The organism is Pseudaminobacter salicylatoxidans, assembly GCF_003148475.1.
GTDB lineage: Bacteria > Pseudomonadota > Alphaproteobacteria > Rhizobiales > Rhizobiaceae > Pseudaminobacter > Pseudaminobacter salicylatoxidans.
This window is the reverse complement of record NZ_QGGG01000013.1, coordinates 121,783-147,429: the sequence shown is the minus strand read 5'-3', so window position 1 is coordinate 147,429 and position 25,647 is coordinate 121,783. Positions and strand designations below refer to the sequence as shown.

Annotated in this window: 24 protein-coding genes and 1 pseudogene; 9 read left to right on the top strand and 16 right to left on the bottom strand. The window is 65.4% G+C overall.

The genetic code is table 11. The features are described 5' to 3' along the window. Nucleotides 1-96 precede the first annotated feature (96 nt). From C7441_RS17855 to infC, 11 genes and pseudogenes are all read right to left on the bottom strand, one after another. A pseudogene (locus C7441_RS17855) lies at nucleotides 97-408 on the bottom strand (Gfo/Idh/MocA family protein); the annotation flags it as partial. Nucleotides 409-602: 194 nt separating this feature from the next. Continuing rightward, nucleotides 603-1,205 (bottom strand): nucleotidyltransferase family protein, encoded by a 603-nt coding sequence (locus C7441_RS17850; protein ID WP_109614032.1) that lies wholly within the window; start codon nucleotides 1,203-1,205, stop codon nucleotides 603-605. A 131-nt stretch (nucleotides 1,206-1,336) separates the two neighbouring features. After that, nucleotides 1,337-3,742, bottom strand: coding sequence for a phenylalanine--tRNA ligase subunit beta (gene pheT, locus C7441_RS17845; RefSeq protein WP_109614031.1), 2,406 nt, complete (start codon nucleotides 3,740-3,742; stop codon nucleotides 1,337-1,339). An 84-nt stretch (nucleotides 3,743-3,826) separates the two neighbouring features. Then, nucleotides 3,827-4,102: a DUF2442 domain-containing protein gene (locus C7441_RS17840; protein ID WP_026060722.1), complete on the bottom strand. Its 276-nt coding sequence runs from the start codon at nucleotides 4,100-4,102 to the stop codon at nucleotides 3,827-3,829. Next, nucleotides 4,083-4,319 carry a DUF4160 domain-containing protein gene (locus C7441_RS17835; protein ID WP_019173813.1) on the bottom strand — a complete coding sequence of 79 codons (237 nt, stop codon included), beginning with the start codon at nucleotides 4,317-4,319 and terminating at the stop codon, nucleotides 4,083-4,085. Before C7441_RS17835 ends, C7441_RS17840 begins: the two co-directional genes overlap by 20 nt. 3 nt (nucleotides 4,320-4,322) lie before the next feature. Then, nucleotides 4,323-5,408 (bottom strand): phenylalanine--tRNA ligase subunit alpha, encoded by a 1,086-nt coding sequence (pheS, locus tag C7441_RS17830; protein WP_109614043.1) that lies wholly within the window; start codon nucleotides 5,406-5,408, stop codon nucleotides 4,323-4,325. A 2-nt stretch (nucleotides 5,409-5,410) separates the two neighbouring features. Further along, complete coding sequence (locus C7441_RS17825) at nucleotides 5,411-6,274, bottom strand: lipopolysaccharide kinase InaA family protein (protein WP_109614030.1); 864 nt, start codon at nucleotides 6,272-6,274, stop codon at nucleotides 5,411-5,413. Nucleotides 6,275-6,371: 97 nt separating this feature from the next. Beyond that, a complete protein-coding gene (gene rplT, locus C7441_RS17820; RefSeq protein WP_019173816.1) occupies nucleotides 6,372-6,773 on the bottom strand; it encodes a 50S ribosomal protein L20 in 402 nt (133 codons plus the stop codon). A gap of 34 nt (nucleotides 6,774-6,807) precedes the next feature. Next, complete coding sequence (gene rpmI, locus C7441_RS17815) at nucleotides 6,808-7,017, bottom strand: 50S ribosomal protein L35 (protein WP_026060724.1); 210 nt, start codon at nucleotides 7,015-7,017, stop codon at nucleotides 6,808-6,810. Nucleotides 7,018-7,178: 161 nt separating this feature from the next. Then, a complete protein-coding gene (locus C7441_RS17810; protein ID WP_019173818.1) occupies nucleotides 7,179-7,790 on the bottom strand; it encodes a methyltransferase family protein in 612 nt (203 codons plus the stop codon). Between the two features lie 121 nt (nucleotides 7,791-7,911). Beyond that, on the bottom strand, nucleotides 7,912-8,448 hold the full coding sequence (gene infC / locus C7441_RS17805) for a translation initiation factor IF-3 (protein WP_026060725.1): 537 nt from the start codon (nucleotides 8,446-8,448) through the stop codon (nucleotides 7,912-7,914). Between the two features lie 199 nt (nucleotides 8,449-8,647). On the opposite strand from infC, the gene C7441_RS17800 reads away from it, so the two are divergent. The 9 genes from C7441_RS17800 (at nucleotide 8,648) to C7441_RS17760 (ending at nucleotide 17,451) form a co-directional block, all read left to right on the top strand. Beyond that, nucleotides 8,648-9,424, top strand: a complete 777-nt coding sequence (locus C7441_RS17800) for an alpha/beta hydrolase (protein ID WP_109614029.1) — start codon at nucleotides 8,648-8,650, stop codon at nucleotides 9,422-9,424. A gap of 3 nt (nucleotides 9,425-9,427) precedes the next feature. Continuing rightward, nucleotides 9,428-10,585, top strand: a complete 1,158-nt coding sequence (locus tag C7441_RS17795; RefSeq protein WP_109614028.1) for a benzoate/H(+) symporter BenE family transporter — start codon at nucleotides 9,428-9,430, stop codon at nucleotides 10,583-10,585. Nucleotides 10,586-10,697: 112 nt separating this feature from the next. Continuing rightward, entirely contained in the window at nucleotides 10,698-11,138 is a 441-nt protein-coding gene (locus tag C7441_RS17790; protein ID WP_109614027.1) for a DUF2852 domain-containing protein, read from the top strand. 155 nt (nucleotides 11,139-11,293) lie between these two features. Beyond that, nucleotides 11,294-12,067, top strand: a complete 774-nt coding sequence (locus tag C7441_RS17785) for a M48 family metallopeptidase (RefSeq protein WP_109614026.1) — start codon at nucleotides 11,294-11,296, stop codon at nucleotides 12,065-12,067. 248 nt (nucleotides 12,068-12,315) lie between these two features. Next, nucleotides 12,316-12,975 (top strand): phosphoribosylanthranilate isomerase, encoded by a 660-nt coding sequence (locus C7441_RS17780; RefSeq protein WP_109614025.1) that lies wholly within the window; start codon nucleotides 12,316-12,318, stop codon nucleotides 12,973-12,975. Between the two features lie 74 nt (nucleotides 12,976-13,049). After that, on the top strand, nucleotides 13,050-14,270 hold the full coding sequence (trpB, locus tag C7441_RS17775; RefSeq protein ID WP_109614024.1) for a tryptophan synthase subunit beta: 1,221 nt from the start codon (nucleotides 13,050-13,052) through the stop codon (nucleotides 14,268-14,270). A gap of 2 nt (nucleotides 14,271-14,272) precedes the next feature. After that, nucleotides 14,273-15,115 carry a tryptophan synthase subunit alpha gene (gene trpA, locus C7441_RS17770; protein WP_109614023.1) on the top strand — a complete coding sequence of 281 codons (843 nt, stop codon included), beginning with the start codon at nucleotides 14,273-14,275 and terminating at the stop codon, nucleotides 15,113-15,115. A gap of 36 nt (nucleotides 15,116-15,151) precedes the next feature. Beyond that, a complete protein-coding gene (gene accD / locus C7441_RS17765; protein ID WP_026060136.1) occupies nucleotides 15,152-16,072 on the top strand; it encodes an acetyl-CoA carboxylase, carboxyltransferase subunit beta in 921 nt (306 codons plus the stop codon). An 86-nt stretch (nucleotides 16,073-16,158) separates the two neighbouring features. Next, on the top strand, nucleotides 16,159-17,451 hold the full coding sequence (locus C7441_RS17760) for a bifunctional folylpolyglutamate synthase/dihydrofolate synthase (RefSeq protein ID WP_244916193.1): 1,293 nt from the start codon (nucleotides 16,159-16,161) through the stop codon (nucleotides 17,449-17,451). Nucleotides 17,452-17,458: 7 nt separating this feature from the next. Here the strand turns inward: C7441_RS17760 and C7441_RS17755 are convergent, their stop codons facing one another. From C7441_RS17755 to C7441_RS17735, 5 genes are all read right to left on the bottom strand, one after another. Next, complete coding sequence (locus tag C7441_RS17755) at nucleotides 17,459-17,740, bottom strand: cupin domain-containing protein (protein ID WP_019170931.1); 282 nt, start codon at nucleotides 17,738-17,740, stop codon at nucleotides 17,459-17,461. Between the two features lie 135 nt (nucleotides 17,741-17,875). Beyond that, nucleotides 17,876-18,196 carry a thioredoxin gene (gene trxA / locus C7441_RS17750; RefSeq protein WP_109614021.1) on the bottom strand — a complete coding sequence of 107 codons (321 nt, stop codon included), beginning with the start codon at nucleotides 18,194-18,196 and terminating at the stop codon, nucleotides 17,876-17,878. Between the two features lie 74 nt (nucleotides 18,197-18,270). Continuing rightward, complete coding sequence (gene addA, locus C7441_RS17745) at nucleotides 18,271-21,798, bottom strand: double-strand break repair helicase AddA (protein WP_109614020.1); 3,528 nt, start codon at nucleotides 21,796-21,798, stop codon at nucleotides 18,271-18,273. Beyond that, nucleotides 21,795-24,929, bottom strand: coding sequence for a double-strand break repair protein AddB (gene addB, locus C7441_RS17740; protein WP_109614019.1), 3,135 nt, complete (start codon nucleotides 24,927-24,929; stop codon nucleotides 21,795-21,797). The genes addA and addB overlap by 4 nt, the downstream gene beginning before the upstream one ends. Beyond that, on the bottom strand, nucleotides 24,926-25,645 hold the full coding sequence (locus tag C7441_RS17735) for a nucleotidyltransferase family protein (protein ID WP_109614042.1): 720 nt from the start codon (nucleotides 25,643-25,645) through the stop codon (nucleotides 24,926-24,928). Before C7441_RS17735 ends, addB begins: the two co-directional genes overlap by 4 nt. Between the last annotated feature and the right edge of the window lie 2 nt (nucleotides 25,646-25,647).

The following is a 25,647-nucleotide window of genomic DNA, read 5'->3' as shown; positions in this document are numbered from 1 at the left end:
CTACGTGCGGCTGAAAATCACAGGTCGCCGCCTCAACGAGCCGCCCCGACGGCGAACGCCGCAGATGGCTCAATCCTTAAGTTAGCGCTTATGGGCGATGTCCCCGGCCTTCATCGCCAGCGGTTTTTCGACCAGCACGTGTTTTCCCGCCTCGGCCGCCTTGGCCGCCCATTCGACATGCTGCGCGGTGGGCAATGGGATATAGACGCCATCCACGACATCGGAAGCCAGCAGCTCCTCATAGGAGCCGAAGGCATGCGGCGCGCCAAAACGGTCGGCCAGCGCACGCGCCTTGCAGGCATCGCGGCTGGCGATGGCCGCGACCACGCCATTGTCGGCATCGGCGATCGCCGGCAGCATCTGCTCGCGCGCGATCCTGGCCGTAGACAAAACTCCCCACCGAAACATTCCTTTGACTTCCTCCCTCGTGAGGACAACCGGATATGGCACGCCTACCCCCACTCCGCCTCGCGGACGGCGTTTCCTCTCCCACGTCGAACGGGGGGAGAGGTGGTTTGCGACGCAAACCGGAGTGGTGGGCGAATTCCTATACAATCGCCTGCTCCGGGCAGGCTAAAGGCAGTTGCGCCGGAGGAAAAGCCCTACCACGCTTCAACCGCCAACTCGGGCCACATCGCCATGGCGCGGGTGGATTTGGTTTCATAGGTGGCGCGGTTGTCGAGGGCGCGGTTCGGGACCATGCGCAGCGAAAAAATATCGTCCAGCCCGAAGGGCGCGCAGACCTCCAGCCCTCCCGCCGCCTCGAGCCTGACACCGACAGCGTGGGTCCTGGCGGCGAAATGGCCGATGGATTCGGCGCAGGAAGCGAGCGGCTTCCGTGGATAGCCGAAATGCTTTTCGAACCACAGATGCACCCGCGCCTGGTTGCGGATCTCGACCGGATGGCTGAGGCCGGCAAAAAGCTCGGCGCCCTTGCGGATAACGACGTCCTCGGCCTCCCAGGACAGGTCGCTGCGATCGAAATAGAACAGGTCGACATCCTTGATGCCGTAGCCCGAGGGTTTTCCCGTCAGATGGTTCCAGACGGTGTTGTAGAGCGCGCCCGAAACGATCCACCAATCCGGCAGATCCAGCCTGTCGGCGCGCTGCAAGGCTTCACTGACCAGCGGATCGGCCAGCAAAATCGCTTCCAGATGCTCGCGCTGCCGTTCGAAAGGCAGGCCGGAAAGGCGCAGATGGGTCATGACGGCTCCGCTCGGCACGAATCGATCCGAGTCGATACCGCGGGAGGTCTCCGGTCAACTGACAGCCTGATGACAGACCATGCAAAAAGGGCGCCGTGTGGGCGCCCTTCCTGTAGTCCTCCGAGAAGCGGTCAGCCGCGCAGCGCGCCGCCGGTCTGCTTCTTCACATTCTCGACGATCCTGGCCGCAAGCGCCTCGAAATCCTCGTCGGTCAGCGTGCGCTCGACGGGCTGGATCGAAACCTCGATGGCGACCGACTTCTTGCCTTCGCCGAGCGAAGCGCCTTCGAACACGTCGAAGACCGAAACGCCGGTGATGAGCTTCTTGTCGGCGCCGGCGGCCGCGCGCGTCAGCGTGCCAGCCTCCACCGCCTTGTCGACCACGAAGGCGAAGTCGCGCTTGACCGCCTGGAAGGCCGAAAGCTCCAGCTTCGGCTTGGTGCGGGTGGGTTTTGCCTTCGGCTCGGGAACGGCGTCGATGAAGACTTCGAAGCCCGCCACCGGGCCCGAAACGTCGAGCGCCTCAAGCGTCCGGGGGTGAAACTCGCCGAAGGTGCCGAGCACGGTCTTGGGTCCGAGCTTGATCACGCCCGAACGGCCGGGGTGATACCAGCCGGGTGCACCCGCCTCGATCTGCAGCCTGTCCACCGGCGCGCCGCAGGCCTCGAGCGCGGCCAGCGCATCGGCCTTGGCGTCGAACACGCCGACAGCCCCGGCATTTCCCGACCAGCTACGGCCCGCGCCGTCGAGCCTGGCGGTGCCGCGACGGATGCCGGCGGCAACGCGGCGCTGCGCTGCGGGCGTGTCGCCCTCATAGGTGCCGGAAACCTCGAACAGCGCGACATCGCCAAAACCGCGATCGGCATTGCGCTGGGCGGCCGTCAGCAGGCCCGGCAGCAACGAGGGGCGCATATCCGACATTTCGGCCGCGATCGGGTTGGCGAGCTTCAGCTCCGGCTTGCCGCCGCCGAACAGCTCGGCCTGCCTGGCCGAAATGAACGACCAGGTGACGGCCTCCATCATGCCGCGCACGGCAAGCGCGCGCCGCGCCGAGCGGCTGCGGATCTGCAGCGTGGTGAGGATCTTGCCGTTGACCGCATCGTGGCTGGAAAGCGGCTGCGGCACGATTTCGTCGACGCCGTGGATGCGCATGACCTCTTCCACCAGATCGGCCTTGCCGTCGACATCCGGACGCCAGGACGGCACCTCGACATCGACCACCTCGCCATTGCCGAGCGGCTTGAAGCCGAGGCGGGTGAGGATCGACAGGCTCTCGTCCCTGGGCACCTCGATGCCGGTCAGGCGCTTGACCTCGGAAAGCGGGAAGGACACGACCTTCGGCTCGTGGCCGGCATAGCCGACGACCTCGGCCTCGGTCGGCTCGCCGCCACACAGGTCGAGCACCATGCGGGTCGCCAGCTCCAGCCCCGGAACCATGAATTCGGGGTCCACGCCGCGCTCGAAACGATAGCGCGCATCGGTGATGATGCCGAGATGGCGGCCGGTGCGGGCGACGTTCAGCGGCTCCCACAGAGCGGACTCGATCAGCACGTCGGTGGTGTTCTCGTCGCAGCCGGTGTGTTCGCCACCCATCACGCCCGCGATGGAATCAGCGCCATTGGCATCGGCGATCACGCACATGTCGGGCGTCAGCGTGTATTCGCGTTCATCCAGCGCCAGCACTTTCTCCCCGTCCAGGGCCCGGCGCACGGTGAAATTACCGGCGACCTTTCTGGCGTCATAGACATGCAGCGGCCGGCCGCGGTCGAAAGTCAGGTAGTTGGTGATGTCGACCAGCGTGTTGATGGGGCGCAGGCCGATGGCGATCAGCCGCTGCTGCATCCATTTCGGCGACGAGCCGTTCTTCACCCCGCGCACGAGGCGCAGCGCGAAGCCGGGGCACAGTTCCGGAGCCTCGATGGTCAGCTTCACCGGCGTCTCGCCCTTGCCGGCCACCGTCTCGACCGGCGCCGTCTTCAGCGTGCCGAGGCCGCTCGCGGCCAGATCGCGCGCGATGCCATGGACGCTTGTGGCGTCGGGCCGGTTCGGCGTCAGGTTGATCTCGATCAGCGGATCGTCGAGATTGGCGTAGGCCGCGAAGGAGGTGCCGACCGGCGCATCCGCCGGCAGGTCGATGATGCCGTTGTGCTCGTCCGACAGCTCCAGTTCGCGCTCGGAGCACATCATGCCGTGGCTTTCCACGCCGCGGATCTTGCCCACCGACAGCGTGACGTCGATGCCCGGCACATAGGTGCCGGGGGCGGCGAAGGCACCGATCAGGCCGGCGCGCGCGTTGGGCGCGCCGCAGACGACCTGGATGGGCGCGCCTGAACCGGTGTCGACCGACAGCACCTGCAGCTTGTCGGCGTCGGGGTGGCGCGCGGCCGTCAGCACCTTGGCGATGACGAACGGCTTCAGCGCCGCCTTGTCATCCACGGATTCGACTTCGAGGCCGATCGCGGTCAGGCGCTCGACGATTTCGTCCAGCGTCGCGTCGGTCTCGAGATGGTCTTTCAGCCAGGAGAGTGTGAATTTCATGATCGGTTCCTTGCCGCCAACAATACAGCGGGCGTGAATGTCGAGATCGGATCGACGCCAATACTCGTATCTGGGATGAGTTGCTTATGCAGCGGCTTGAGGTCGTTTGGCGCCGGGCGCCTTCGTCCCGAGGAACATGCTCTTGATGGAGATGCCCTCATCGACCGCCGGCCACCAGATTCCCTCGTACATCAGTTCGATGTCATTCAATTGCGCCTGGGTGAGTCCCGCCAGAAAAGGGTACCACCAAAGCGGAGTTGCGATGAAGCGCCCATCAGCAAGGCCGACATGCACTTCGTCTTGCGTGCACCACGCCTTGATCGGACGCATCTCATCGGTTTCAAAAACCAAAGAAGTCATTCCAGGCACCTATCCACTCGTCACGGCGTTCGCCGACCACCGCAAGCAACCGTGCAACATCCCGCTCACTATACCCCTTGTTCTGCGCGACCTCCAAGCTTTGCAGCCACACCTTCAAAGACCTGCCATCCTTGACCACGTGCACATGCGGCGGCTCATCGCGATCAAGCGCGTAGAATCTGAATTTATGGCCATGCCAAACGAGCAGGGTCGGCATGTCCTAACTGCTCAGTCCGCCGAACAGGGTCGGCATGTCGAGCGGACGGAATCCGTAATGTTGCAGCCAGCGCACATCGGCGTCGAAGAAGGCGCGCAGGTCCGGCATGCCGTATTTCAGCATGGCGATGCGGTCGATGCCCATGCCCCAGGCAAAGCCCTGGTACTCGTCGGGATCGAGCCCGCCGGCGCGCAGCACGTTCGGGTGCACCATGCCGCAGCCCAATATCTCCATCCAGTCGCTGCCCTCGCCGAAGCGCACTTCGCCCGGCCGCGAGCGGTCGCACTGGATGTCGACCTCCAGGCTCGGCTCGGTGAAGGGGAAGAAGGACGGGCGGAAGCGCATCTTGACCGACGGCACCTCGAAGAAGGCCTTGCAGAACTCCTCCAGCACCCACTTCATGTTGGCGACGTTGGCTGATCTGTCGATGACCAGCCCCTCGACCTGATGGAACATCGGCGAGTGCGTGGCGTCGCTGTCCTGGCGGTAGGTCTTGCCGGGGATGACGATGCGGATCGGCGGCTTCTGCGTCTCCATGGTGCGGATCTGCACCGGCGAGGTGTGCGTGCGCAGCACCTTGCGCTCGCCCTTTTCATCCGGGTTGAAGAAGAAGGTGTCGTGCATCTCGCGCGCCGGATGGCCTTCCGGGAAATTCAGCGCGGTGAAGTTGTAATAGTCGGTCTCGACATCCGGGCCTTCGGCGATGGCGAAGCCGAGATCGCCGAAGATCGCCGCGATCTCGTCGATGACCTGGCTGATGGGGTGAATGCGGCCGCGCTCGGCCGGCGACTGGCGCACGGGAAGCGTCACGTCCACCTTTTCGGCGGCCAGGCGCGCGGCGATCGCGACGTCCTTCAGTTCGCTCTTGCGGGCGGCCAGCGCCTCGGTGACGCGGTTCTTCAGGCCGTTGATGACCGGGCCCATCGACTGGCGCTCTTCCGGGCTCATGGCGCCGAGCGTCTTCAGCCTTTCGGAGATCGTGCCCTTCTTGCCCAGCGCCGCAACGCGCACGGCCTCGATTGCCTGCTCGTCCGGTGCCGCGGCGATGGCGTCGGTGATCGATCGTTCGAGTTGATCAATGTCTGTCATGGTCATCCCTTCGGCCCGTCGCGGCCAATGGCTGGTGAAGGTGGGACGTGCCCGCCGGCCGAAGCCATGGCGGCGAGCGCGCTATTGAGAAAAGACGTGGCCTTCAGCACCCGCCGGCCATCCTTGCCGAGCGCCACGCGGTCGAGAAGGCGCAGCGGCAGGATGAGCGGCGAGAACACGCGCACAATGTCGCGCAGCGGCGCGAATATGCCAGCAGGCGCTGCCGCGCGATAGGCCGTCAGTGCCCGTTGCTCGGTGTCGGGCAGCAATGCCTGGCTGGAGACCTGCAGGAAGAGCAGCCAGACATCGCGCGCCTGCGCGCTGGCAAGCGGCGCTATGCGCTCGGGCTCTTCCTCAAAGTCGATGAAGCCCCAGCGCTCGTCGCGGACAAACATGTCGCGCGGGTGCGGGCGTCCGTGGCAAAGCCCGGCCCGATGCAGCCGGCCGAGCGCGGCGGCGGCGCCCACCAGCAATTCGTCATGGGCCTGCGGATCGGTTTCGCGCAGGCGCCGCAACAGTTTTTGCACGATCTCGACATTCGACAGGACCAGAACCGTCTCGTCGCGATAGATCACGTCGGCAACCGGGAAGTCGGCGGCCCGGAAAGCATCCATCTTGCGGATTTCGCGCTCGATGAACCCGGCGCCGTCAACCCGGGGCGAAGCCCTGAGATAGGCCGGCAGCAAGGGCGACAGCAGGTGGTGCAGGCGCTTGGCGAGCGTCTCGCCTTCCACGTCATAGCGCTTGATCCAGACGATGCGGCCATCGACGGTGGCCGACGACACCCGCTCATGCCTGCGCGCCGCCAGCAGGCCGAGCAGTTCGGTCTTGCCTGCGGGGGAGAGAATGTCGCTGTCGTACCCCATGTCCACGATCTTGGCGGTTCCACGAAAAAACCCGCGCCAGCCCTGCCAGCGCGGGTTTCCCAGTCAGTAATGTCGAAAGCTTGGGAAGCGCTGGTCTTTAAGCGACTGCGCTTTCAAAAGCGTTCGGGGTGGTGTCTTTCAGATATTCCAGGCCGACCTTGGCCTTGGCGACGAGCGCGGCGAACGCCTGCGGCTCGTGGATGGCCATGTCGGACAGCACCTTGCGGTCGATCTCGATGCCGGCCTTGTTGAGACCGTCGATGAAGCGACCATAGGTCAGGCCATGCTCGCGCACGGCGGCGTTGATGCGCTGGACCCAGAGAGCGCGGAAATTGCGCTTGCGGACCTTGCGGTCGCGATAGGCATACTGCAGCGACTTCTCGACCGCCTGCTTGGCGATGCGGATGGTGTTCTTGCGGCGGCCGTAGAAACCCTTGGCGGCTTTCAGGACCTTCTTGTGCTTGGCGTGGGCGGTAACGCCTCTCTTTACGCGTGCCATGTCATGATCTCCTTAAATATCGCTTCCAACCGGCTCAGATGCCGCCGCCATTGGGCAGGTAGTTCTTGATGACCTTCTTGGCATCGGGTTCAGCCAGAACCATCGTGCCGCGGGCATCGCGGATGAACTTGTTGGTGCGCTTGATCATGCCATGGCGCTTGCCGGCGGCAGCCGACAGCACCTTGCCGGTGCCGGTGACCTTGAACCGCTTCTTGGCAGCCGATTTGGTCTTCATCTTGGGCATTTTGCTTTCCTTTCCGATGCGCAGAAGCGCGCTTTTTTCTCGCTTCGGGCCGACCAGAGCCCGAAAAGCATCAGAAACCGCCACGGCATGCCCTGCCGGACGGTTCTGGAGGCGGCTTATAGCGGCCTGTCCGGCAAAGCGCAACCGCTGAATCGCACGGATCAGTAGAGACGCAGCACCACCGGCAACAGGCCGGAATTCTGCAGGTATTCGATGACCTCGAAGAAGGGATAGGCAAGCAGGAACAGCAGGCCGTCGGCAAAGGTGCGATAAAGATTGCGCGGCTTGACCGTCAGCATATCGGCTTCGCGGAAAAGTCCGAAATTCGGGAAGAAGCGCGGCACGCGGGCCAGATAGTCGAGATAGGGCTGGCCGAAATTCTTTTTCAGATAATCCTCCTCGACCAGCGTCACATAGTGGAACGCCGCCCAGGTGAGCACCGCGAACCCCACCGCGACCGTGATGCTGCCGACCATGGCGCCGACGCCGGCCGCACCGATGGCGCTGAAGACATAAAGCGGATTGCGCGTCACCGAATAGGGTCCGGTATCGACGATTTCGGCCGCCTTGCGCCCGCCGATATAGAGCGTGCACCAGGTCCGTCCGAGAATGGCGATGAAGATGAGGCTTATGCCCAGCGCTTCCACATATTCGTGGAACCGACCGCTTCCGGCGGACTCCACGAACAGCAGCGCGATGAAGAGGACCGCGACCAATATGGCAAGCGCAATGCGCCTGCGCTTCTGGAAACGACTGAGGCTGGCGGGGGACATTGCGACCTTGCTGACGAAAAAAGGAACAGCTTCCGCAATATCGCGAAAACCGTTCCTTTTGCAATTCGGTGTCGGCCAGCGCAACGCGGTCGCGATGCGCTGGTCTGCTGGCCCGACGCGCTTAGCGCGGCGCGAGCACCATCATCATCTGACGGCCCTCGAGCTTCGGCTCGGCCTCGACCTTGGCGATGGTCGCGGTCTCCTCGCGCACCTTGTTGAGGAGCTGCATGCCGAGTTCCATATGCGCCATTTCGCGGCCACGGAATCGCAGCGTCAGCTTGACCTTGTCGCCCTCCTCGAAGAAACGGCGCACAGCCTTCATCTTCACCTCGTAATCGTGGCTGTCGATGTTGGGACGCATCTTGATCTCCTTGATCTCGATGGTCTTCTGGTGCTTGCGGGCTTCGGCCGCCTTCTTCTGGTTTGCGTATTTCAGCTTGCCGAGGTCGAGAATCTTGACGACCGGCGGCTGTGCGTTGGGAGAGATTTCAACGAGATCGAGCCCGGCCTCTTCGGCGGCCGACAGAGCATCGTTGATTGAAACTTCACCGCGATTGGCCCCGGACTCGTCGATGAGCTGCACTCTGGGCACACGGATGTCGCGATTGGCGCGCGGGCCTTCCTTGGTGGGCGCCGCTGCTTTGAAAGGTCTGCGAATGGTCGTTATCTCCTCGAACCGTTGACGTTCAATGCCTGTATTGCGCCTATGTCGGTAGGTCGCGCGGCGAGTCAATAGCATAGCAGAGAGAATAAATCACCTCAGTCCGTCATATCCGGCTCGGTTGTTGTACCAATGTTACGGGCTTTGCGCCCGATTCGAGCTGTGCCAAAAGAAGTGCCATCGAAAGGAAAGCGACATGACCGACACGCCACCGGAATTTCTCGACCTCGACGGCACCGCGATCGCCGTGCTGCGCCAGGACGGAACCGGCCCCGGTGTGGTGTGGCTGGGCGGTTTCCTGTCCGACATGCGCGGCACCAAGGCCGAGACGCTGGCCGGCTGGGCCGCGCGCAACGGCCGCGCCTTCGTGCGGCACGACTATTCCGGCCATGGTGAATCCGGCGGCAGGTTCGCCGACGGCACCATCTCGAAATGGCTGGCCGAGAGCCTTGCCGTGTTCCGCCGCTTCACCACCGGGCCGCAAATCCTCGTCGGCTCGTCCATGGGCGCATGGATCGCGCTGCGCATGATCGAGGAACTGCGCAAGGCCGGCGAAGGCGAGCGCATCGCCGGGCTGGTGCTTCTGGCGCCCGCGCCCGACTTCACGGTGGAACTGATGGAGCCGGAACTCGGCGAGGCCCAAAGGCGCGACCTGCTCGAAAAGGGTTATTTCGAGGTGCCTTCGGACTATTCGCCGGAGCCCTATGTCTACACCCGCGCGCTGATCGAGGACGGTCGCGCCAACCGGGTGATGGGCGGCCCCATCGACACGCATTGCCCCGTGCATGTGCTGCAGGGGCTGGTCGATCCGGACGTGCCACACACCCATGCGCTGAAGCTCGTCAGCCTGATGCCCGCCGATGACGTGACGCTGTCGCTGATCCCGGACGGCGACCACCGCCTGTCGCGGCCGCAGGATCTCGACATGCTCACGCGCGCGGTGGAGGCGATCAGCGGGCAGGCGGCGGGGTAGCAAATGCGGCTTTCGGTCCCGGTTTCGGCCTTCGTCGCGGCCATCGTCGGCTTCGGCGGCACGCTGGCTCTCATCATCGCCGCCGCCGACGCGGTGGGCGCCAGCCGCGCCGAAACGGCAAGCTGGGTGACGGCCATCTGTCTCGCCATGGCGCTGGAAACCGCATGGCTGAGCTGGCGGACAAAAATGCCGGTCATCACCGCCTGGTCGACACCCGGCGCCGCTTTGGTGGCGGCAAGCTCCGGCTTCACCATGGGCGACGCGGTCGGCGCCTTCATCGTGGCGGCCGTCCTGCTGATCGTCACCGGCCTGTTCCGGCCGCTGACGCGGCTGATCTCGCGCATTCCCGCCTCGGTCGCCTCGGGCATGCTGGCCGGCATCGTGGTGACATTTGCCATCAACGCGGCCAGGACCATTCCCGTCGATCCGCTGCTGATCCTGCCTCTGGTCGCTGCCTTCTTCGTCATCCGCCTGTTCAATCCGGCGCTGTCGGTGCTGGCCGTGCTGGTGGGCGGCGGGGCGCTGGCATTTCTGACCGGCCGCGTCGGCGGGCTGCCGGCACCGGAGCTTTCGACGCTGACGCTGATTGCGCCGACCTTCTCCACCTCCGCGATCGTCGGGCTGGCGGTGCCGCTCTATCTGGTCACCATGGCCTCGCAGAACCTGTCCGGTCTCGCCGTGCTGCGGGCTGCCGGATACCACCCCGAACCCGGACCGCTGATTTCGGTGACCGGTCTGTTCTCGCTCATCTCCGCGCCCTTCGGCGCGCTCACCACCAATCTGGCGGCGATCTCGGCAGCCATCTGCACCGGCCCCGATGCGCACCCCGACCCGGCCGAGCGCTGGAAGACCGGCCCCTTTTATGCGCTGGCCTATCTGGTGTTCGCGCTGTTCGGCGCGTCGCTGGTCGCCATCTTCGCCGTGCTGCCGCAGAGCCTGATCGTGCTGGTGGCGGGGTTGGCGCTGATGGCGCCGCTGGCGAATGCGCTGACCATTGCGCTGAAGGACGAGCACGAACGCATGGCCGCCACCACGGCATTCGCCGTCACCGCCTCGGGGCTTACCATGCTCGGCATCGGCGCGGCCTTCTGGGGCCTTGTCGCCGGCATGCTGGTGCTGGGGCTCGATGTGGCAAAGGTTCTCAAAAAACGCATGGCCTGACAGCCGCTTGTCCGGTTTTCGCTGAAATCGCCTTGAATCGCCGTTTTTTCGTTCCCATGTCGTTGAGGAGCAGCCCGGTAGGCTGCCCCCGAACCGAAGGAACCGGAAGAACATGAACACGACTGCACTGATCCGCCCGGCCTGGACGCCGGCAACCATCGCGCTGATGGTGATCGGCTTCATGGTGTTCTGGCCGCTGGGCCTGGCCATGCTTGCCTATATCATCTGGGGCGACCGGCTTGACGGCTTCAAGCGCAACGTCAACAAGGCGACCGACGGCATTTTCGCCGGCTGCCGCAAGGCCAGCTACGGCGCGAACTCGCGCACCGGCAACGTGGCTTTCGACGACTGGCGCGAGAAGGAACTTGAGCGCCTCGCCGAAGAGCGCCGCAAGCTCGACGAGACCCTGGCCGAATTCGACGACTATATGCGCGAACTGCGCCGCGCCAAGGACCAGGAAGAGTTCGACCGCTTCATGGCGAACCGCAATCGCGCGACGGCGCCGACCACCAGGCGCGGCAAGTCCGGCCCCGGAGTGGCCGGGGAAGCCTGATCCGTCCCTGCCTCACATTTCGACGGCGCCGCTATCTGCGGCGCCGTTTTTGATTGGTCTGACATTGCAGACTTGCTCCTCCGGCACTTTGGCAATCCCCGGATTTCCGGGCCCGGACAGATCGAGTTCGACGCCGAATCACCTATGTTCGCCCCATGCCGTTCGCTTTCCTGAAGACATTGCAGTCCCGGCCCGCGTCCTCGCCCGCGTCCTCGCCCGTGCAGCAGCGCGAGCATACGGTTTCGGGCCGCACCCTGCCCTTGCGCATCGTCGAGAACGACCGCGCCACGCGGCTGACGCTGCGCATCGACGCCGGCGGGCGGGGCTTGCGCATCACCGTGCCGCCGGGGCTGGCGCGCGGTGAGGTCGAACGCTTCCTCGACCGGCATCAGGGATGGCTGGAGCAGCGGCTGGCGAAAATTCCCGACCGGCCGCAGGTGCGCCCCGGCATCAAGGTGCCGGTCCGCGGCGTGCCGCACCTCATCGTCCACGAGCCGGACAAGCGCGGCACCACGAAAATCGGCCGTGACGCCAGCGGCCCGACGCTGACCGTGCATGGCGAGCTTGCGCATCTGCCGCGCCGCGTGGCCGACTTCCTCAAGCGCGAGGCCAAGCGCGACATCGAGGCGCTGGTGGAAAGGCACTGCACGACCGTTGGCCGCCGGGCGAAGACGATCCGTTTTCGCGACACGTCGAGCCGCTGGGGCTCGTGCACGTCCGACGGGGCGCTGTCCTTTTCCTGGCGCATCATGATGGCGCCGCCGCCGGTGATAAACTACCTCGTTGCCCATGAGGTCGCGCACTTGCGCGAAATGAACCATGGCCCCCGCTTCTGGCAGCTCTGCGAGGAGCTTTGCCCCGACACCGACCGCTGCAAGGCCTGGCTGAAGCGCAACGGCACGGCCCTTCAGGCAATCGTGTTCGAATGAGCGAGTAGCGAGTAGCGAGTAGCGAGTAGCGAGTAGCGAGTAGCGAGTAGCGAGTAGCGAGTAGCGAGTAGCGAGTAGCGAGTAGCGAGGGTTGGCGGTTGCGGTAGCCCGTCAAGCCATTTTCACTTCCTCCCTATTCGCTATTCGCTATTGGCTATTCCCTATTGCTATTTCCTGCTCCCTGTCCGCTCATCCCTCTCACGCACTCTTTCCTCGACTTCGCCACCATTTCGTGGCACTCCCCTCGCATGGCACTCGACATCAAAATCTGTGGCCTGAAGACTGACGCGGCCGTCGCCGCGGCGCTTGCGGGCGGCGCGAGCCATATCGGCTTCATCTTCTTTCCCAAGAGCCCGCGCCACATCACCCCCGACGAGGCAGCAAGGCTGCGGCAGGCGGCAAGCGGCCGCGCCAGGGCGGTGGCCGTGACCGTCGATGCCGACGATGCGACGCTGGACGAGATCGTCGCCGCGATGGCGCCCGACATGCTGCAACTGCATGGCAAGGAAACGCCGGAACGTGTCGCGGCCGTGAAACAGCGCTACGGCCTGCCCGTGATAAAAGCCTTTGCCATTCGCGAAGCCGCCGACCTCGCCGCGATCGAGCCCTATCGCGGGCTTGCCGACCGCTTCCTGTTCGACGCCAAGCCGCCGGCGGGCTCCGAGCTTCCGGGCGGCAACGGCGTGTCCTTCGACTGGCGCGTGCTGGCAGGCCTTGACGCTGGCTGCGATTACATGCTTTCGGGTGGCCTCAATGCCGCCAATGTCGGCGACGCCCTCAGGCTTGCCGATCCGCCCGCCATCGACATCTCGTCGGGCGTGGAAAGCGCGCCGGGCGTCAAGGACGTGGCGCTGATCGAGAATTTCTTTCGGGCCGTGCGCGTCGCAACCGACGACCGTGCCGCCTGAAACCATCCCGGAGCATGTCCGAAAGGCGGAATCCGCCCGCCGGGCATGCTCGAACCCGTATTAGGAGATCGGCCGTGAACCAGCCGGCAGAACCCAATTCCTTCCGCACCGGCCCCGACGAGCAGGGCATGTTCGGCATTTTCGGCGGCCGTTTCGTTGCCGAAACATTGATGCCGCTGATCCTCGACCTGGAAAAGCACTGGAACGAAGCCAAGGATGATCCTGCCTTCCGCGAGGAACTGACCGCGCTGTCGACCTTCTATGCCGGCCGCCCGTCCAAGCTCTACTATGCCGAAGGCCTGACGAAGCATCTCGGCGGCGCGAAGATCTATTTCAAGCGCGAGGACCTGAACCACACCGGCAGCCACAAGATCAACAACTGCCTCGGCCAGATCCTGCTTGCCAAGCGCATGGGCAAGAAGCGCATCATCGCCGAAACCGGCGCCGGCCAGCATGGCGTCGCCTCGGCCACGGTCGCGGCGCGCTTCGGCTATCCCTGCATCGTCTATATGGGCGCCACCGACGTGGAGCGGCAGAAGCCCAACGTGTTCCGCATGAAGATGCTGGGCGCGGAGGTGCGCGCGGTCAACTCCGGCCACGGCACGCTGAAGGACGCCATGAACGAGGCGCTGCGCGACTGGGTGACCAATGTCGAGGACACCTATTACCTGATCGGCACCGCCGCCGGCCCGCACCCCTATCCCGAGCTGGTGCGCGACTTCCAGTCGGTGATCGGCACGGAAGCCCGCGCGCAGATGCTGGAGCAGGAAGGCCGCCTGCCCGACGTCATCATCGCCGCCGTCGGCGGCGGCTCGAACGCGATCGGCCTGTTCCACCCCTTCCTCGACGACCGCAGCGTGAAGATCATCGGCGTGGAAGCCGGCGGGCGCGGCCTCGAGGGCGTGGAGCACTGCGCCTCGATGAATGCCGGCAAGCCCGGCGTGCTGCACGGCAACCGCACCTATCTGCTGCAGAACGAGGACGGGCAGATCCTCGACGGCCACTCGATCTCGGCCGGCCTCGACTATCCGGGCGTCGGGCCGGAGCACAGCTGGCTGCGCGACAGCGGCCGCGTCGACTACGTGCCGATCCTCGACGACGAGGCGCTGGAGGCGTTCCAGCTCACGACCAGGGTGGAAGGCATCATCCCCGCGCTGGAGTCGGCCCACGCCATCGCGCATGCGATGAAGATCGCGCCGACCATGGCCAAGGACCAGATCATGATCGTCAACCTTTCGGGCCGCGGCGACAAGGACGTGCATACGGTTGCCGGTATGCTGGGCATGGAGATCTGACGATGAGCACCCGTATCGACCGTCGCTTTGAAAAGCTCAAGGCCGAAGGCCGCCCGGCGCTCGTCACCTATTTCATGGGCGGCGACCCGGACTACGACACCTCGCTCGCCATCATGAAGGCGCTGCCCAAGGCAGGCGCGGACGTGATCGAGCTCGGCATGCCTTTCTCCGACCCGATGGCCGATGGCCCGGCGATCCAGGCGGCGGGCCTGCGCGCGCTGAAGGGCGGCCAGACCCTGAAGAAGACGCTGCAGATGGCGCGCGACTTCCGTGCTGCGGGCGACAACGACACGCCGATCGTGCTGATGGGCTACTACAACCCCATCTACATCTATGGCGTCGACCGCTTCCTTGCCGATGCCATGGAAGCCGGCATCGACGGGCTGATCGTGGTCGATCTGCCGCCGGAAATGGACGAGGAACTGTGCATTCCGGCGCTCAAGGCGGGCGTCAACTTCATCCGCCTCGCCACCCCGACCACCGACGACCACCGCCTGCCCAAGGTTCTGCAGAACACGTCCGGCTTCGTCTACTATGTGTCGATGACCGGCATCACCGGCTCGGCACTGGCCGACACCGACAAGGTTGCCGCCGCCGTGACCCGCATCAAGGACCACACCGACCTGCCGGTCTGCGTCGGCTTCGGCGTGAAGACGGCCGAGCAGGCGCGCGTCATCGGGGCTTCCGCCGACGGCGTCGTCGTCGGCACCGCAATCGTCAACGCGATCGCCAATGTCATCGGGCCGAAGGGCGAGATGACCGCCAATCCGGCCGAGGCCGTGGCGACGCTGGTCAACGGACTTTCGCAGGGCGTTCGCTCGTCTCGCCTTGCCGTTGCCCGATAATATTCCCATGTCTTCGACATCACAGGGATGGATGCCATGAACTGGATCACCAATTTCGTTCGCCCGAAGATCAACTCGATGCTGGGCCGTCGTGAAATGCCGGACAATCTCTGGATCAAGGATCCGGAGACCGGCGAAATGGTCTTCCACAAGGACCTGGAAGAGAACCAGTTCGTCATCCCGGCCTCCGGCTATCACATGAAGATCTCGGCGCGCGAGCGGCTGAAATTCTTCTTCGACGACGGCGAGTTCGAGACGATCGAAAACCCCAGGGTTCCCGTCGATCCGCTGAAATTCCGCGACGAGAAGCGCTATGTGGACCGGCTGAAGGACGCCAAGGCCAAGACCGGCCTGGAAGACGCGATCCTCAACGCGCAGGGCACCATCAACGGACTGCCGGTGGTCGTCACCGTGCAGGACTTCGCCTTCATGGGCGGTTCGCTCGGCATGGCCGCTGGCGACGCCATCGTCAGGGCCTTCGAAACGGCGGTCGAAAAGCGCCGGCCGCTGATCCTGTTCGCCGCGTCCGGTGGCGCGCGCATGCAGGAAGGCATCCTGTCCCTGATGCAACTGCCGCGCACCACCGTGGCGGTGGACCGGCTCAAGGAAGCCGGCCTGCCCTATATCGTGGTGCTGACCAATCCGACGACCGGCGGCGTCACCGCCTCCTATGCCATGCTGGGCGACGTGCACATCGCCGAGCCCGGCGCGCTGATCGGCTTTGCCGGGCCGCGCGTCATCGAGCAGACCATTCGTGAAAAGCTGCCTGACGGCTTCCAGCGCTCCGAATATCTGATGGAGCACGGCATGGTCGACATGGTGGTGTCGCGCCTGAAGATGAAGGAAACGGTGTCGCGGCTTCTGAAGATGCTGATGAAGATGCCGGCCGAGGCTGAAACCGCACAGGCCATTCCCGCGCCCGCCGCGCTGCGCGGCGAAGCACGGCCTCACGCCTGACGCGATACGGCTCTTCCTCCAACCGTTGCATGCAGGAGGGTCCATTGACCTCCACGCTTCTCGCCGATCGCCGGATCGAGCATCTGATGACGCTGCATCCGAAAGGCTTCGACCTTTCGCTGGAGCGCGTAACGAGGTTGCTCGACCGCCTCGGCAATCCGCAGGACCGGCTGCCGCCGGTGATTCATATCGCCGGCACCAATGGCAAGGGTTCGGCCGCCGCCTTCTCGCGCGCGCTGCTGGAAGCCGAGGGCTACCACGTCCATGTCCACACCTCGCCGCATCTGGTGAACTGGCATGAACGTTACCGGCTGGGGGCCGAAGGAGGCGGCAAATTCGTCGCGGACGAGGTGCTGGCCGACGCCATCGCACGCGCGGCCGAAGCCAATGAAGACCAGCCGATCACGGTTTTCGAAATCCTCACCGCCGTCACCTTCCTGCTGTTTTCCGAGCATCCGGCCGACGCGGCGATCATCGAGGTGGGGCTTGGCGGACGCTTCGACGCAACCAATGTGCTGAAGAAACCGGCGGTTTCGCTGATCATGCCTGTCTCGCTCGATCACGAGGCCTATCTCGGCGACCGCGTCGAACTGATCGCGGCCGAGAAGGCAGGCATCATCAAGCCCGGCCGCCCGGTGGTGGTCGGCGCGCAGGAACACGATGCGGCGCGCGAGGTTCTGGTCGAGACGGCTGAACGCCTCGGCTGCCCGCTCACCATCTACGGGCAGGATTTCGTGGCGCTGGAAGAGCATGGCCGCATGATCTACCAGGATGAATCGGGCCTGATGGACCTGACCCCGCCTCGTCTGCCAGGCCGCCATCAATATGCCAATGCGGCAGCCGCCATCGCGGCCATCCGCGCGGGCGGCTTCGAGCTTGGCGAACACGCCGCCGACAAGGCGATGACCACCGTAAGCTGGCCGGGCCGCATGCAGCGCCTGCCGCAGGGCAAGCTCACGGAACTTGCGCCCGAAGGCTCGGAAATCTGGCTCGACGGCGGCCACAATCCCGGCGCGGGACTGGTGATCGCCGAGGCGCTGACCGAGCAGGAAGAAAAATTCGCGCGGCCATTGTTCCTGATCTGCGGCATGATCAACACCAAGGACCAGACCGGCTATTTCCGCGCTTTCAAGGGCATCGCGCGGCATGTCTACACGGTGACGGGCGCTTTCAGCGACGCCAGTGTGCCCAATGCCGAACTGGCGGTGCGTGCCGCCGAGGCGGGACTGTCGGCCGAGCCGGTCAATTCGGTGGCGGATGCGCTGATGCTGCTGCGCGACACCTGGGATCACTCCGAGCCGCCGCCGCGCATCCTCATCGGCGGCTCGCTCTATCTCGCCGGGGCGGTTCTGGCCGAAAACGGCACGCCGCCGGTGTGAGGCCCGGTTACTTCAGCTCGATCTCGATGAAGGCATATTCGCCGTCATTGGCGTTGATGACGTCGTGCTCCACGCCTTCGGAGCGGTAATAGGGCACGCCCTTCTTCATCTCGGCGAGCGTTTCGCCATCCTTCGTCAGAAGCTTCACCTTGCCGTCCATCAGCGGCACGACGACATAGTCGTGGCCGTGGCGATGCCAGCCGGTGCTCGCGCCGGGCGCAAAGCGCCATTCGGTGACGACGACCCGGTCATTGTCGATGAAAACGGTTGGCTTGGCGGGTGTGGACACTGGCTACTCCTTTTTTTGCTTCGCCGCCCATGAAAGCGCGGGAACCGCACGTTGCCGAGTGCCAGATCCGGAAAAACCGGACGCCAACAAAAAAGCCCGGCGTGAGGCCGGGCTTTCAATCGCGATCGGGAAGGATCAGGCGGCGCCCCCGATCCAGCTCGACAGAGCGGTCTTGGGTGCCGCGCCAACCTTGATGTCGGCCACTTCGCCGCCCTTGAAGATCATCAGGGTCGGGATGGAGCGCACGCCGTACTGCGCGGCGATTTCCGGGTTCTCGTCGATATTGAGCTTGGTGATCTTCACCTTGCCGGCGAGCTCGTTGGAAATCTCTTCCAGCGACGGGCCGATCATCTTGCAGGGGCCGCACCATTCGGCCCAGAAATCCACGACGACCGGACCGTCAGCGTCCAGCACGTCGGACTTGAAATTGCTCTTGTCGACCTTGACCGTGGCCATGATGAAATCCTTTCGGGGTAAGAAGTCGCGCTATATATGGTGCCAGCCCTGCGGGCCTTCAAGCAGAGTTTGTGTCACGACGCGCTGAGTCGAGCAAGAGCATCGTCCATCGCAGCCTCGGGAATCCGGATCAAGGCCGGGATTTCGGTAAACAGAAGCGCAGCCGCGACACGCCGGTCCGGATAGAGCGATTTCAGCAGCGCGCGATAGAGCGCAAGCTGCGTGACATAGGCGAGCGGCACCTGTTCGAACGAGGCGGGCGCAGGGCGGTTGGTCTTGTAATCGACAATCAGCACCTCCTCGGCCGTGACGGCCAGCCGGTCGACCTTGCCCGAAACCGTGCGTTCCCTGCCCTTGACGGTCACGCTGCCCATGATCGCGACTTCGGCGCGCGAACCGGGCGCGAACAGCGGCGCGAAATCTTGCGACGCCAGTATCGCCTCGACCGAGGAAAGCAGCGCCTGCCGTTCCTCGTCCTTCCATGATGCACCCGTGCGCGCCAGATAGCGCAGGGCCGCAGCGCTGCGGTCCTCCCCGGCCATTCCGGGCAGCATCTGCAAAAGCTTGTGCAGCACCAGACCGCGCGCGATGGCAAAGCCGGGCTCGATCTCCGGGTCGAGCACCGGCGAGCGCGTGGAAACCACCGGCTCGGGCGTTTCCTCGATGAGCGCCGAAGCGCCGGAAGGTGACAGCGGGCGCGGCAGAACCTCCACGGCGCTGAGAGGCTTCAACAATTCCGGCGGAATTACCGCCAACCGCTCCACTTCCTTTTCGACCGGTGGCTCGGCCATGAGCTGGACGGCCGGCAGTGGCGTGACGCGAAAACGATGGACAAAAATGTCCGGCGCAACGGGATGTGCGCGCTCCTCGCATTTGCCCGACGCGATCAGCGCCTTGCTGACCAGCGCATGCCATGTGGCCGGGTTCGGCGCGCGCTTGCCGTGATAGCCGCAGACGATCAATCGATCCTCGGCGCGCGTCATGCCGACATAGAGCAGCCGGCGATATTCGTCGTCGGCGCGCTCCTTCAGCGTGTCGGACATGGCCTGCGAATACAGGTTCTTCACGTCGCTGCCCGAGCGCCAGAGATAGCCCTTCGTCCGGCGCAGTTCTTCGCCCCTGGCCTCGAAAGGCATCAGGCGCGGCAGGTGCTGATCACTGAAGGGCGTGGCCCCGCCATCGACGAGGAACACAACCGGCGCTTCGAGGCCCTTGGAGGCATGCGCGGTCATGATGCGCACCTCGTCGCGCGTCTGGTCCATCTCGCGCTTGATCTCGGGGCCGGCGCTTTCCAGCGTGGCGAGGAAGGATTCCAGCCCCGGCAGGCCGGTGCGCTCTTCGGCAAGGCAGAATGACAAGAACTCGTCGAGAATGTCGCCGGCGTCCTGTCCCAGCCGCGAAATCATCGCCTTGCGCGCGCCATCGCGGCCGAGAAGAGCCGAATAGAATTCGAACACCGGTCTGTAGGCGGCTTCGGTCGCCCAGTCCTCCAGTCGTTTTGTCACCGCTGCCAGTTCGGGCGCATCCTCGGCCTTGCGGCGCAGCGAGGTGTAGAGCGATACGCCGGGCGCGCGCCCATAGGCGAGATCGAACAGCGTGTCCTCGCTCAGCCGGAAGATCGGGCTTTTGAGGATCGCGGCAAGGGAAAGATCGTCCTCGGGCTGGATGAGGAAGCGGCCGAGCGCCATCAGGTCCTTCACCGCGATATGGCCCGGCAGGCTGAGGCGATCCGCACCCGCCACCGCGATGCCCCGGTTCTTCAGGCTGCGCGCCAGCGCATGGACGAAGCGATCGCGCTTGCGCACAAGGACAATAACGTCGCCGGCCGACAGGAGCTTGCCGCTGCCCTCGATGATCTCGCCCGAGCGGATCCAGTTCTGGATGGTGGCGGCGACGTTTTCGGCAACGCGCACCGCAGGTGCGTGCGCGTGGTCGATGGCCTGCGTCCAGTCGTCGGGTTCTTCCGCCAAGTCCGCGCCAATCGACGGCCAGACCTCGACATAGCCGGGCGCGCCGGCGCGGATGGCATTGTGCTGCACCGGGCCGGGGTCGAGCGTGATGCCGCGCCGCGTTTCCTCGCTGGCAAACACGGTGTCGACGGCCTGCAGCACGTCGTCGGTGGAGCGGAAGGAGAGCGTGAGCTTGACCGGTTCGAAATTGCCGTTGGCGGCGCGCACGCGCTGCGAAAATTCATGGCCGGTGCGGGCGAATGATTCCGGCGCGGCACCCTGGAACGAATAGATCGACTGCTTTTCGTCGCCCACCGCGAAAACAGTACGGTGAACATTGTCGCGTGCGCCAAAACCGGCGAAAAACTCTTCGGCCAGACGCTTCACCACCTCCCACTGGTCGGGACTGGTGTCCTGCGCCTCGTCGAGCAGGATATGGTCGATCCCCTTGTCGAGCTTGTATTGCACCCAGGGGCCGGCATCCTGCCGCGCAAGCAGGCGCACGGTGCGGGTGATGAGATCGTTGAAGTCGAGAAAGCCGCGCCCGGTCTTCAGCCGCTCGTAGCGGCCGATCAGCCAGTCTGCGATGGTGAGCGCGGCGCGCGTGCCTTCCAGCATGCGGAACATGGCCAGCCGATCGGACGTGGCGACGATCGCGGCGGCGGCGGCCGAATAGCGCTCGGCCAAATCCGGCATGCGGTCATGCAGCGCCTTCTTGAAGGTCTTTACCGGGTCGTAGGGGTCGCCGTCGGATTTCAAGAACCCTTTGGCGAGCAGTTTCAGCCGCGCGATCGGGTCGCGCTCCTCGAAGGCGCGCGCGGCATCGGGAATGATGCTGTCCAGCGCGCGGCGCGCATCGACGGCCTCGGCGGCCAGCGCGAACTCCGTAAAGACATCGACCGGGAAACCGGGCAGCGGCCAGATGGAGTCGGCAATGCCGTCGGCCGTGTCGTCCGGCGAAAAGCCGAACTCCTCGAACAGCGTCGGATAGTCGGGTTCGTGGCCGATGACGTCGATGAAGGCGCGCAGGCCGTCGCGCTTGGCGACGATCTCGGAAAGCAGCGCATCCAGCCCTGCCTCGCCGCCGCGCTCCAGCACCATGGCAAAGGCCTCGGCAAGCTCGGGATGGTCGGCGGCGACCGCGCCCGTCACCATTTCGCGCCGTGCGGTGGCGAACAGCGTTTCTTCCATCAGCGGGTCGAGCATCTGGAAATGAGCGGCGATGTTGGCTTCCAGCGGGAACTGGTGCAGCACGGATTCGCAAAACGCGTGGATGGTCTGGATTTTCAGCCCGCCCGGCGTTTCCAGCGCCTCGGCAAACAGCCGGCGCGCGCGGCGCAGCTTTTCGGCGCTGGGCGCGCGGCCCTCCAGCTTCTCGATCTCGGCGCGCAGGGCCTCGTCATCCAGCATGGTCCATTTCGACAGATTGCCGAAGACGCGGTTGGACATGTTGGCGGCGGCCGCGCGCGTATAGGTAAGGCACAGGATCTTCGACGGGTCCGTGCCCTCCAGCAAAAGCCGGATGACACGCTGCGACAGCACATGCGTCTTGCCCGAGCCGGCATTGGCCGACACCCAGACGGAATTTCGCGGATCGGCGGCCTTGGCCTGCCGCTCGACGGTTTCGGTGGGAACGGAAAAGATCTTCCTCATTCCTCGCCCCCGGATTCGCCCGCATTGTCGCCGCCGGCAGACCATTCCAGCACCCGCGCCAGATGGTCGTAGTCGCCATCCGTTTCACCCTCGCGGAACGGCAGCGCGCGCGACAGATAGCCGGTCCCGGCGCGGTTGTAGTGCTGCAGAAGCTCCTCCAGCCGATGCCAGGCTTCCTCCGCCAGATCGCCGGCCGGGCGGGGCTTGCGGTTGTAGTCGAGGATCGATTCCTCGAACACCTCGCCATTGGGCTTAAAGCGCACGAAGGCGAGGTCCGCCGGTTGCAGCGATCCAAGGTCATGGAACGCGCCGCGCTTCAGGAGCGCGCCTTCCAGCGCAAGCTGCGGGGCCAGCAGCGTGTGCGCCTGCGCCTTGGAGGGCGAGGAGCCGGTCTTGTAGTCGATGATGTCGGCCATGCCGGCGGCAAGCAGGTCGACGCGGTCGGCATAGCCGGACAGCGTCACGCCCGAAGCGCCCACGGGTGTCTTTTCGGCGCGTGCTTCCGGGTGGCGGGCCTTTGTCCCCAGCGCGCGGCTGCGCTCCCACACGATGATGTTTTCCGCCAGCTTCTCGAAGCGCTGCCACCACACGGCGCGCACGTCTTCCGGCAGCGCGGCCTCGGCAAAGGCGGCGCGGCCGGCGTCGAGCAGCACATCGAGCGCGGTGTCCGCCTTCGGATCGATGCCTGAGCTCGTGAAACGCTGCATGATGTCGTGGAACAGCGTGCCGCGCTCGGCCGCGCCGGGATCGCGCACCAACTCTTCCAGCTTCATCAGCCTGAGGATACGCTTGGCATAGATCGCATAGGGATCGCGGCGCAGCGTCTCGATCTCGGTGACAGAGAAATGACGCGGTCGGGCGTCCACCGGGGGGGTCGGCTGCGGGCGTTCGGCGAAGGGGATCTGCGGGCCGGCATCCAGCGCGCGCGCCCAGCCTAGCAACTCCTCGCCGCGCGCGCGCATGGCGGCAGCCGTGGCCGGTCCTGCGAAGGTCAAAATGCGCTGCAGCCAGCGCGAGGGCACAGCCGGCGCATCACCCGATCGCGCCGAGCGCGTCAGGATCACTTGCGGCGTGCCCAGCGCCATCTGGAAATCATGCGCCGATTGGCCGATGCGCCGTTCCGGCGGCTCCAGCTCGATGCCGGTCTTCATCAGCCGCGACATGAAGCGGTCGGCCTGCGCCTTGCGCGGCCACACGCCCTCGTTCAGTCCGCCGACGATAAGCGTGTCGACGCTGAGCAGGCGGGCTTCCAGCGCGCCCCAGATCGAGACGCGGCCATCGCCGCCATGCGCAGGCTTTACCACCTCCGGCGCGACCAGCGCCTCGGCAATATCGGGCCATTCGTCGGCCGCGAAGGAAAAGGGCGCGGTGGTGGCCACCAGCCCGCGCAGCAAGTCGGCCAGCTTTTCGCCCGCCTCGCCGCCGTAAAGTTCGGTCAGGCTGCCATCGGCACTGCGGCCAAGCGCTTCGAGCACGATGACGGTGGCGCGGACGATGGCCGAAAGCTCCACCTCGCTCTCACCCCGGAAGGCGACCAGCGGGGCCAGCGCCTCGTCGAGCCGGGCGAGCACGGCGCGGGCGTCGGTGAGCCGCCTTTCGGTCAGGCGCGTTTCCCAGAACGGTTTTCGTGCCTCCCCGGCCAGTCCCGCAAGGCGCTCTTCGAACAGGGTTCCGAGATGGGCGACATCCGGCCTGCCGGTGCCGCCGCGCAGTGCCACCAGTTCGATGGTCTCGGCGGCGTGCCGAACGTGCCGACGCTCCAAGCCGAGCGACAGCAGCGGATGCTTCAGCAGCGACAGCACCGAAACCGGATCGCCCGGTCGGAATGCCGCCTGCAGCATGATGCGCAGCAGCGCGCCGGGCGGCGTGTTGGCGAGCGGCGTGCCGCCGGAATCATTGGCCTGGATGCCGAAGCGCAAAAGCTCGGCCGAGACGCGGCGGGCGAGGTTGCGGTCGCCGGTGACGAGCGCCGCCTTGTGGCCGGGATCGGCAATCGCCTTGCGCAAGGCAAGCGCGATCGCCACCGCCTCGTCGCGCTCGCTGGCGGCTTCGAGTAGTGTCACGCCGGCAAAGGCGCTTTCAACATCCGTCTCCGAAACCCCTGCCCGCCGGCCGGCCCAGGCGTCGGTGGTTTCTGCCGGCAGCAGGGCCTGCGCGACCAGCGCATCGCGAAGCGCCTGTGCCGGCGAGACCGCGCCGATCTCCTCGACGTCCCCACGCAAAATGCCGATCTTTTTCAACAGCTTGGCCAGGCCATATTGCGGGTGGCCGAGCACGGCGGCAGGCAAGGTTTCCGCCGAAACGACCGACCAGGAGCGCTCGTCCATGCTCCGGTCGAGGCCGGGCAGCACCACCGCGCCGCGCGGCAGCCGCGCGATGGCCGCCAAAAGCTCGGCGGTGGCGGGGATGGAGCCGGTGGAGCCGGCGGCGATGACCGGCCCTCGCGGCGGCCTTTGCCGCAACCGCTCCGCCTCCAGCCGGATCAGCGCATTGCGGTGCGCGGCCGGATTGGAACGGTCGAGCTCGGCCAGGAGGTTGGGCCAGGCGGTCATGACGATTTCGAGGAAATCCAGCGTCACCTGCCACCAGTTGGCGAGGTCGCCGGACACCAGATCATGTAGCCGCGACCAGTCCGAGCCCTCGGTCTCGATCTCGTCCATCAGCCCGGCCAGATCGCGCGCCAGCCACACCGCATCGGCGGCCGAGGCCGGGACGACGATTTCCTCCTCGAACAGGCTTGCGACATGGGCCGGCAGCCGCCGCTTCCAGTTGCGCACCAGAGGAGCCAGGAGAAGCAGCCGGTCGATGGCCGCAATCGGCGGCGCGAAGTCCAACTCGCCAGCGCCTTCGGGCGCGAACAGAGCCTCGTCCTCGTCGAATTCGCCGAGCGGCCGGATCGTCGGCAGGATGGCCGAGCCGCCTTTCGCCTTTTCGACGAAAACGCTGCGCAGTTCGCGCGCGGCGCGGCGCGTCGGCACATAGATGGTGACATCTGCCAGCGCCAGCGGATCGCCGTCGAAACGGAAATCGGGGATCAGACGGCCGTCGATCAGGCTCTGCGCCAGCGTCGGCAAAAAGGCGGCAGCAGGCGGAATGGAAAACAGGCGGGGGAGGACGGTGTGCCCGCTCATGCGTCCTGCGCCACGGCATCGGCGACCGCCGCTTCCGCGGGCGCGATGGCATCGGGGGTGCCGACGGTGATCCAGCGGCCTTCCATCTTCATGCCATGGAGCCTGCCCGCGGCGATGGCGCGGTCGAAGTAAAGGTTGAGCGAATGCGGCGCTGCGTCGGCGGCGGCGAAGACACGCGGGTGCATGATGGCGGCGCCGGCATAGATCATGCCGGCGGGATCACCGGCCGCGCGACGCAGCCTGCCGTCGGGGTCGGCCAGGAAATCCGTGCCGCCGCTGTGGCCAGTTGCCGAAGAGAAATCCGCAAGCATAAGCAGAATATCCATACTCGCCGCGTCCCACGCAAGGGCGAGGCGCTCGAGATTCGGCCGGTCGCGGTCGATCCAGAAGGTATCGGCGTTAATGACCAGAAAGGGGTCGGCGCCGAGTTGCGGCAGCGCCTTGACGATGCCCCCGGCCGAATCGAGCAAGCCCCCGCTTTCATCCGAAATCACGACGGCCGGCCGGCTGCGACCGGCCACATGGGCGACAATCTGCTCCGGAAAATAATGGACGTTCACCACCGCCTTCGCCACACCGACCTCGGCGAGGCTGTCCAGCCCCCAGTCCAGCAGCGTCTTGCCGGCCACACGCACCAGAGGCTTGGGCATGGTCTCGGTCAGCGGCCGCATGCGCTTGCCGAGCCCTGCGGCAAGAACCATGGCGTTTTTGGGCATGC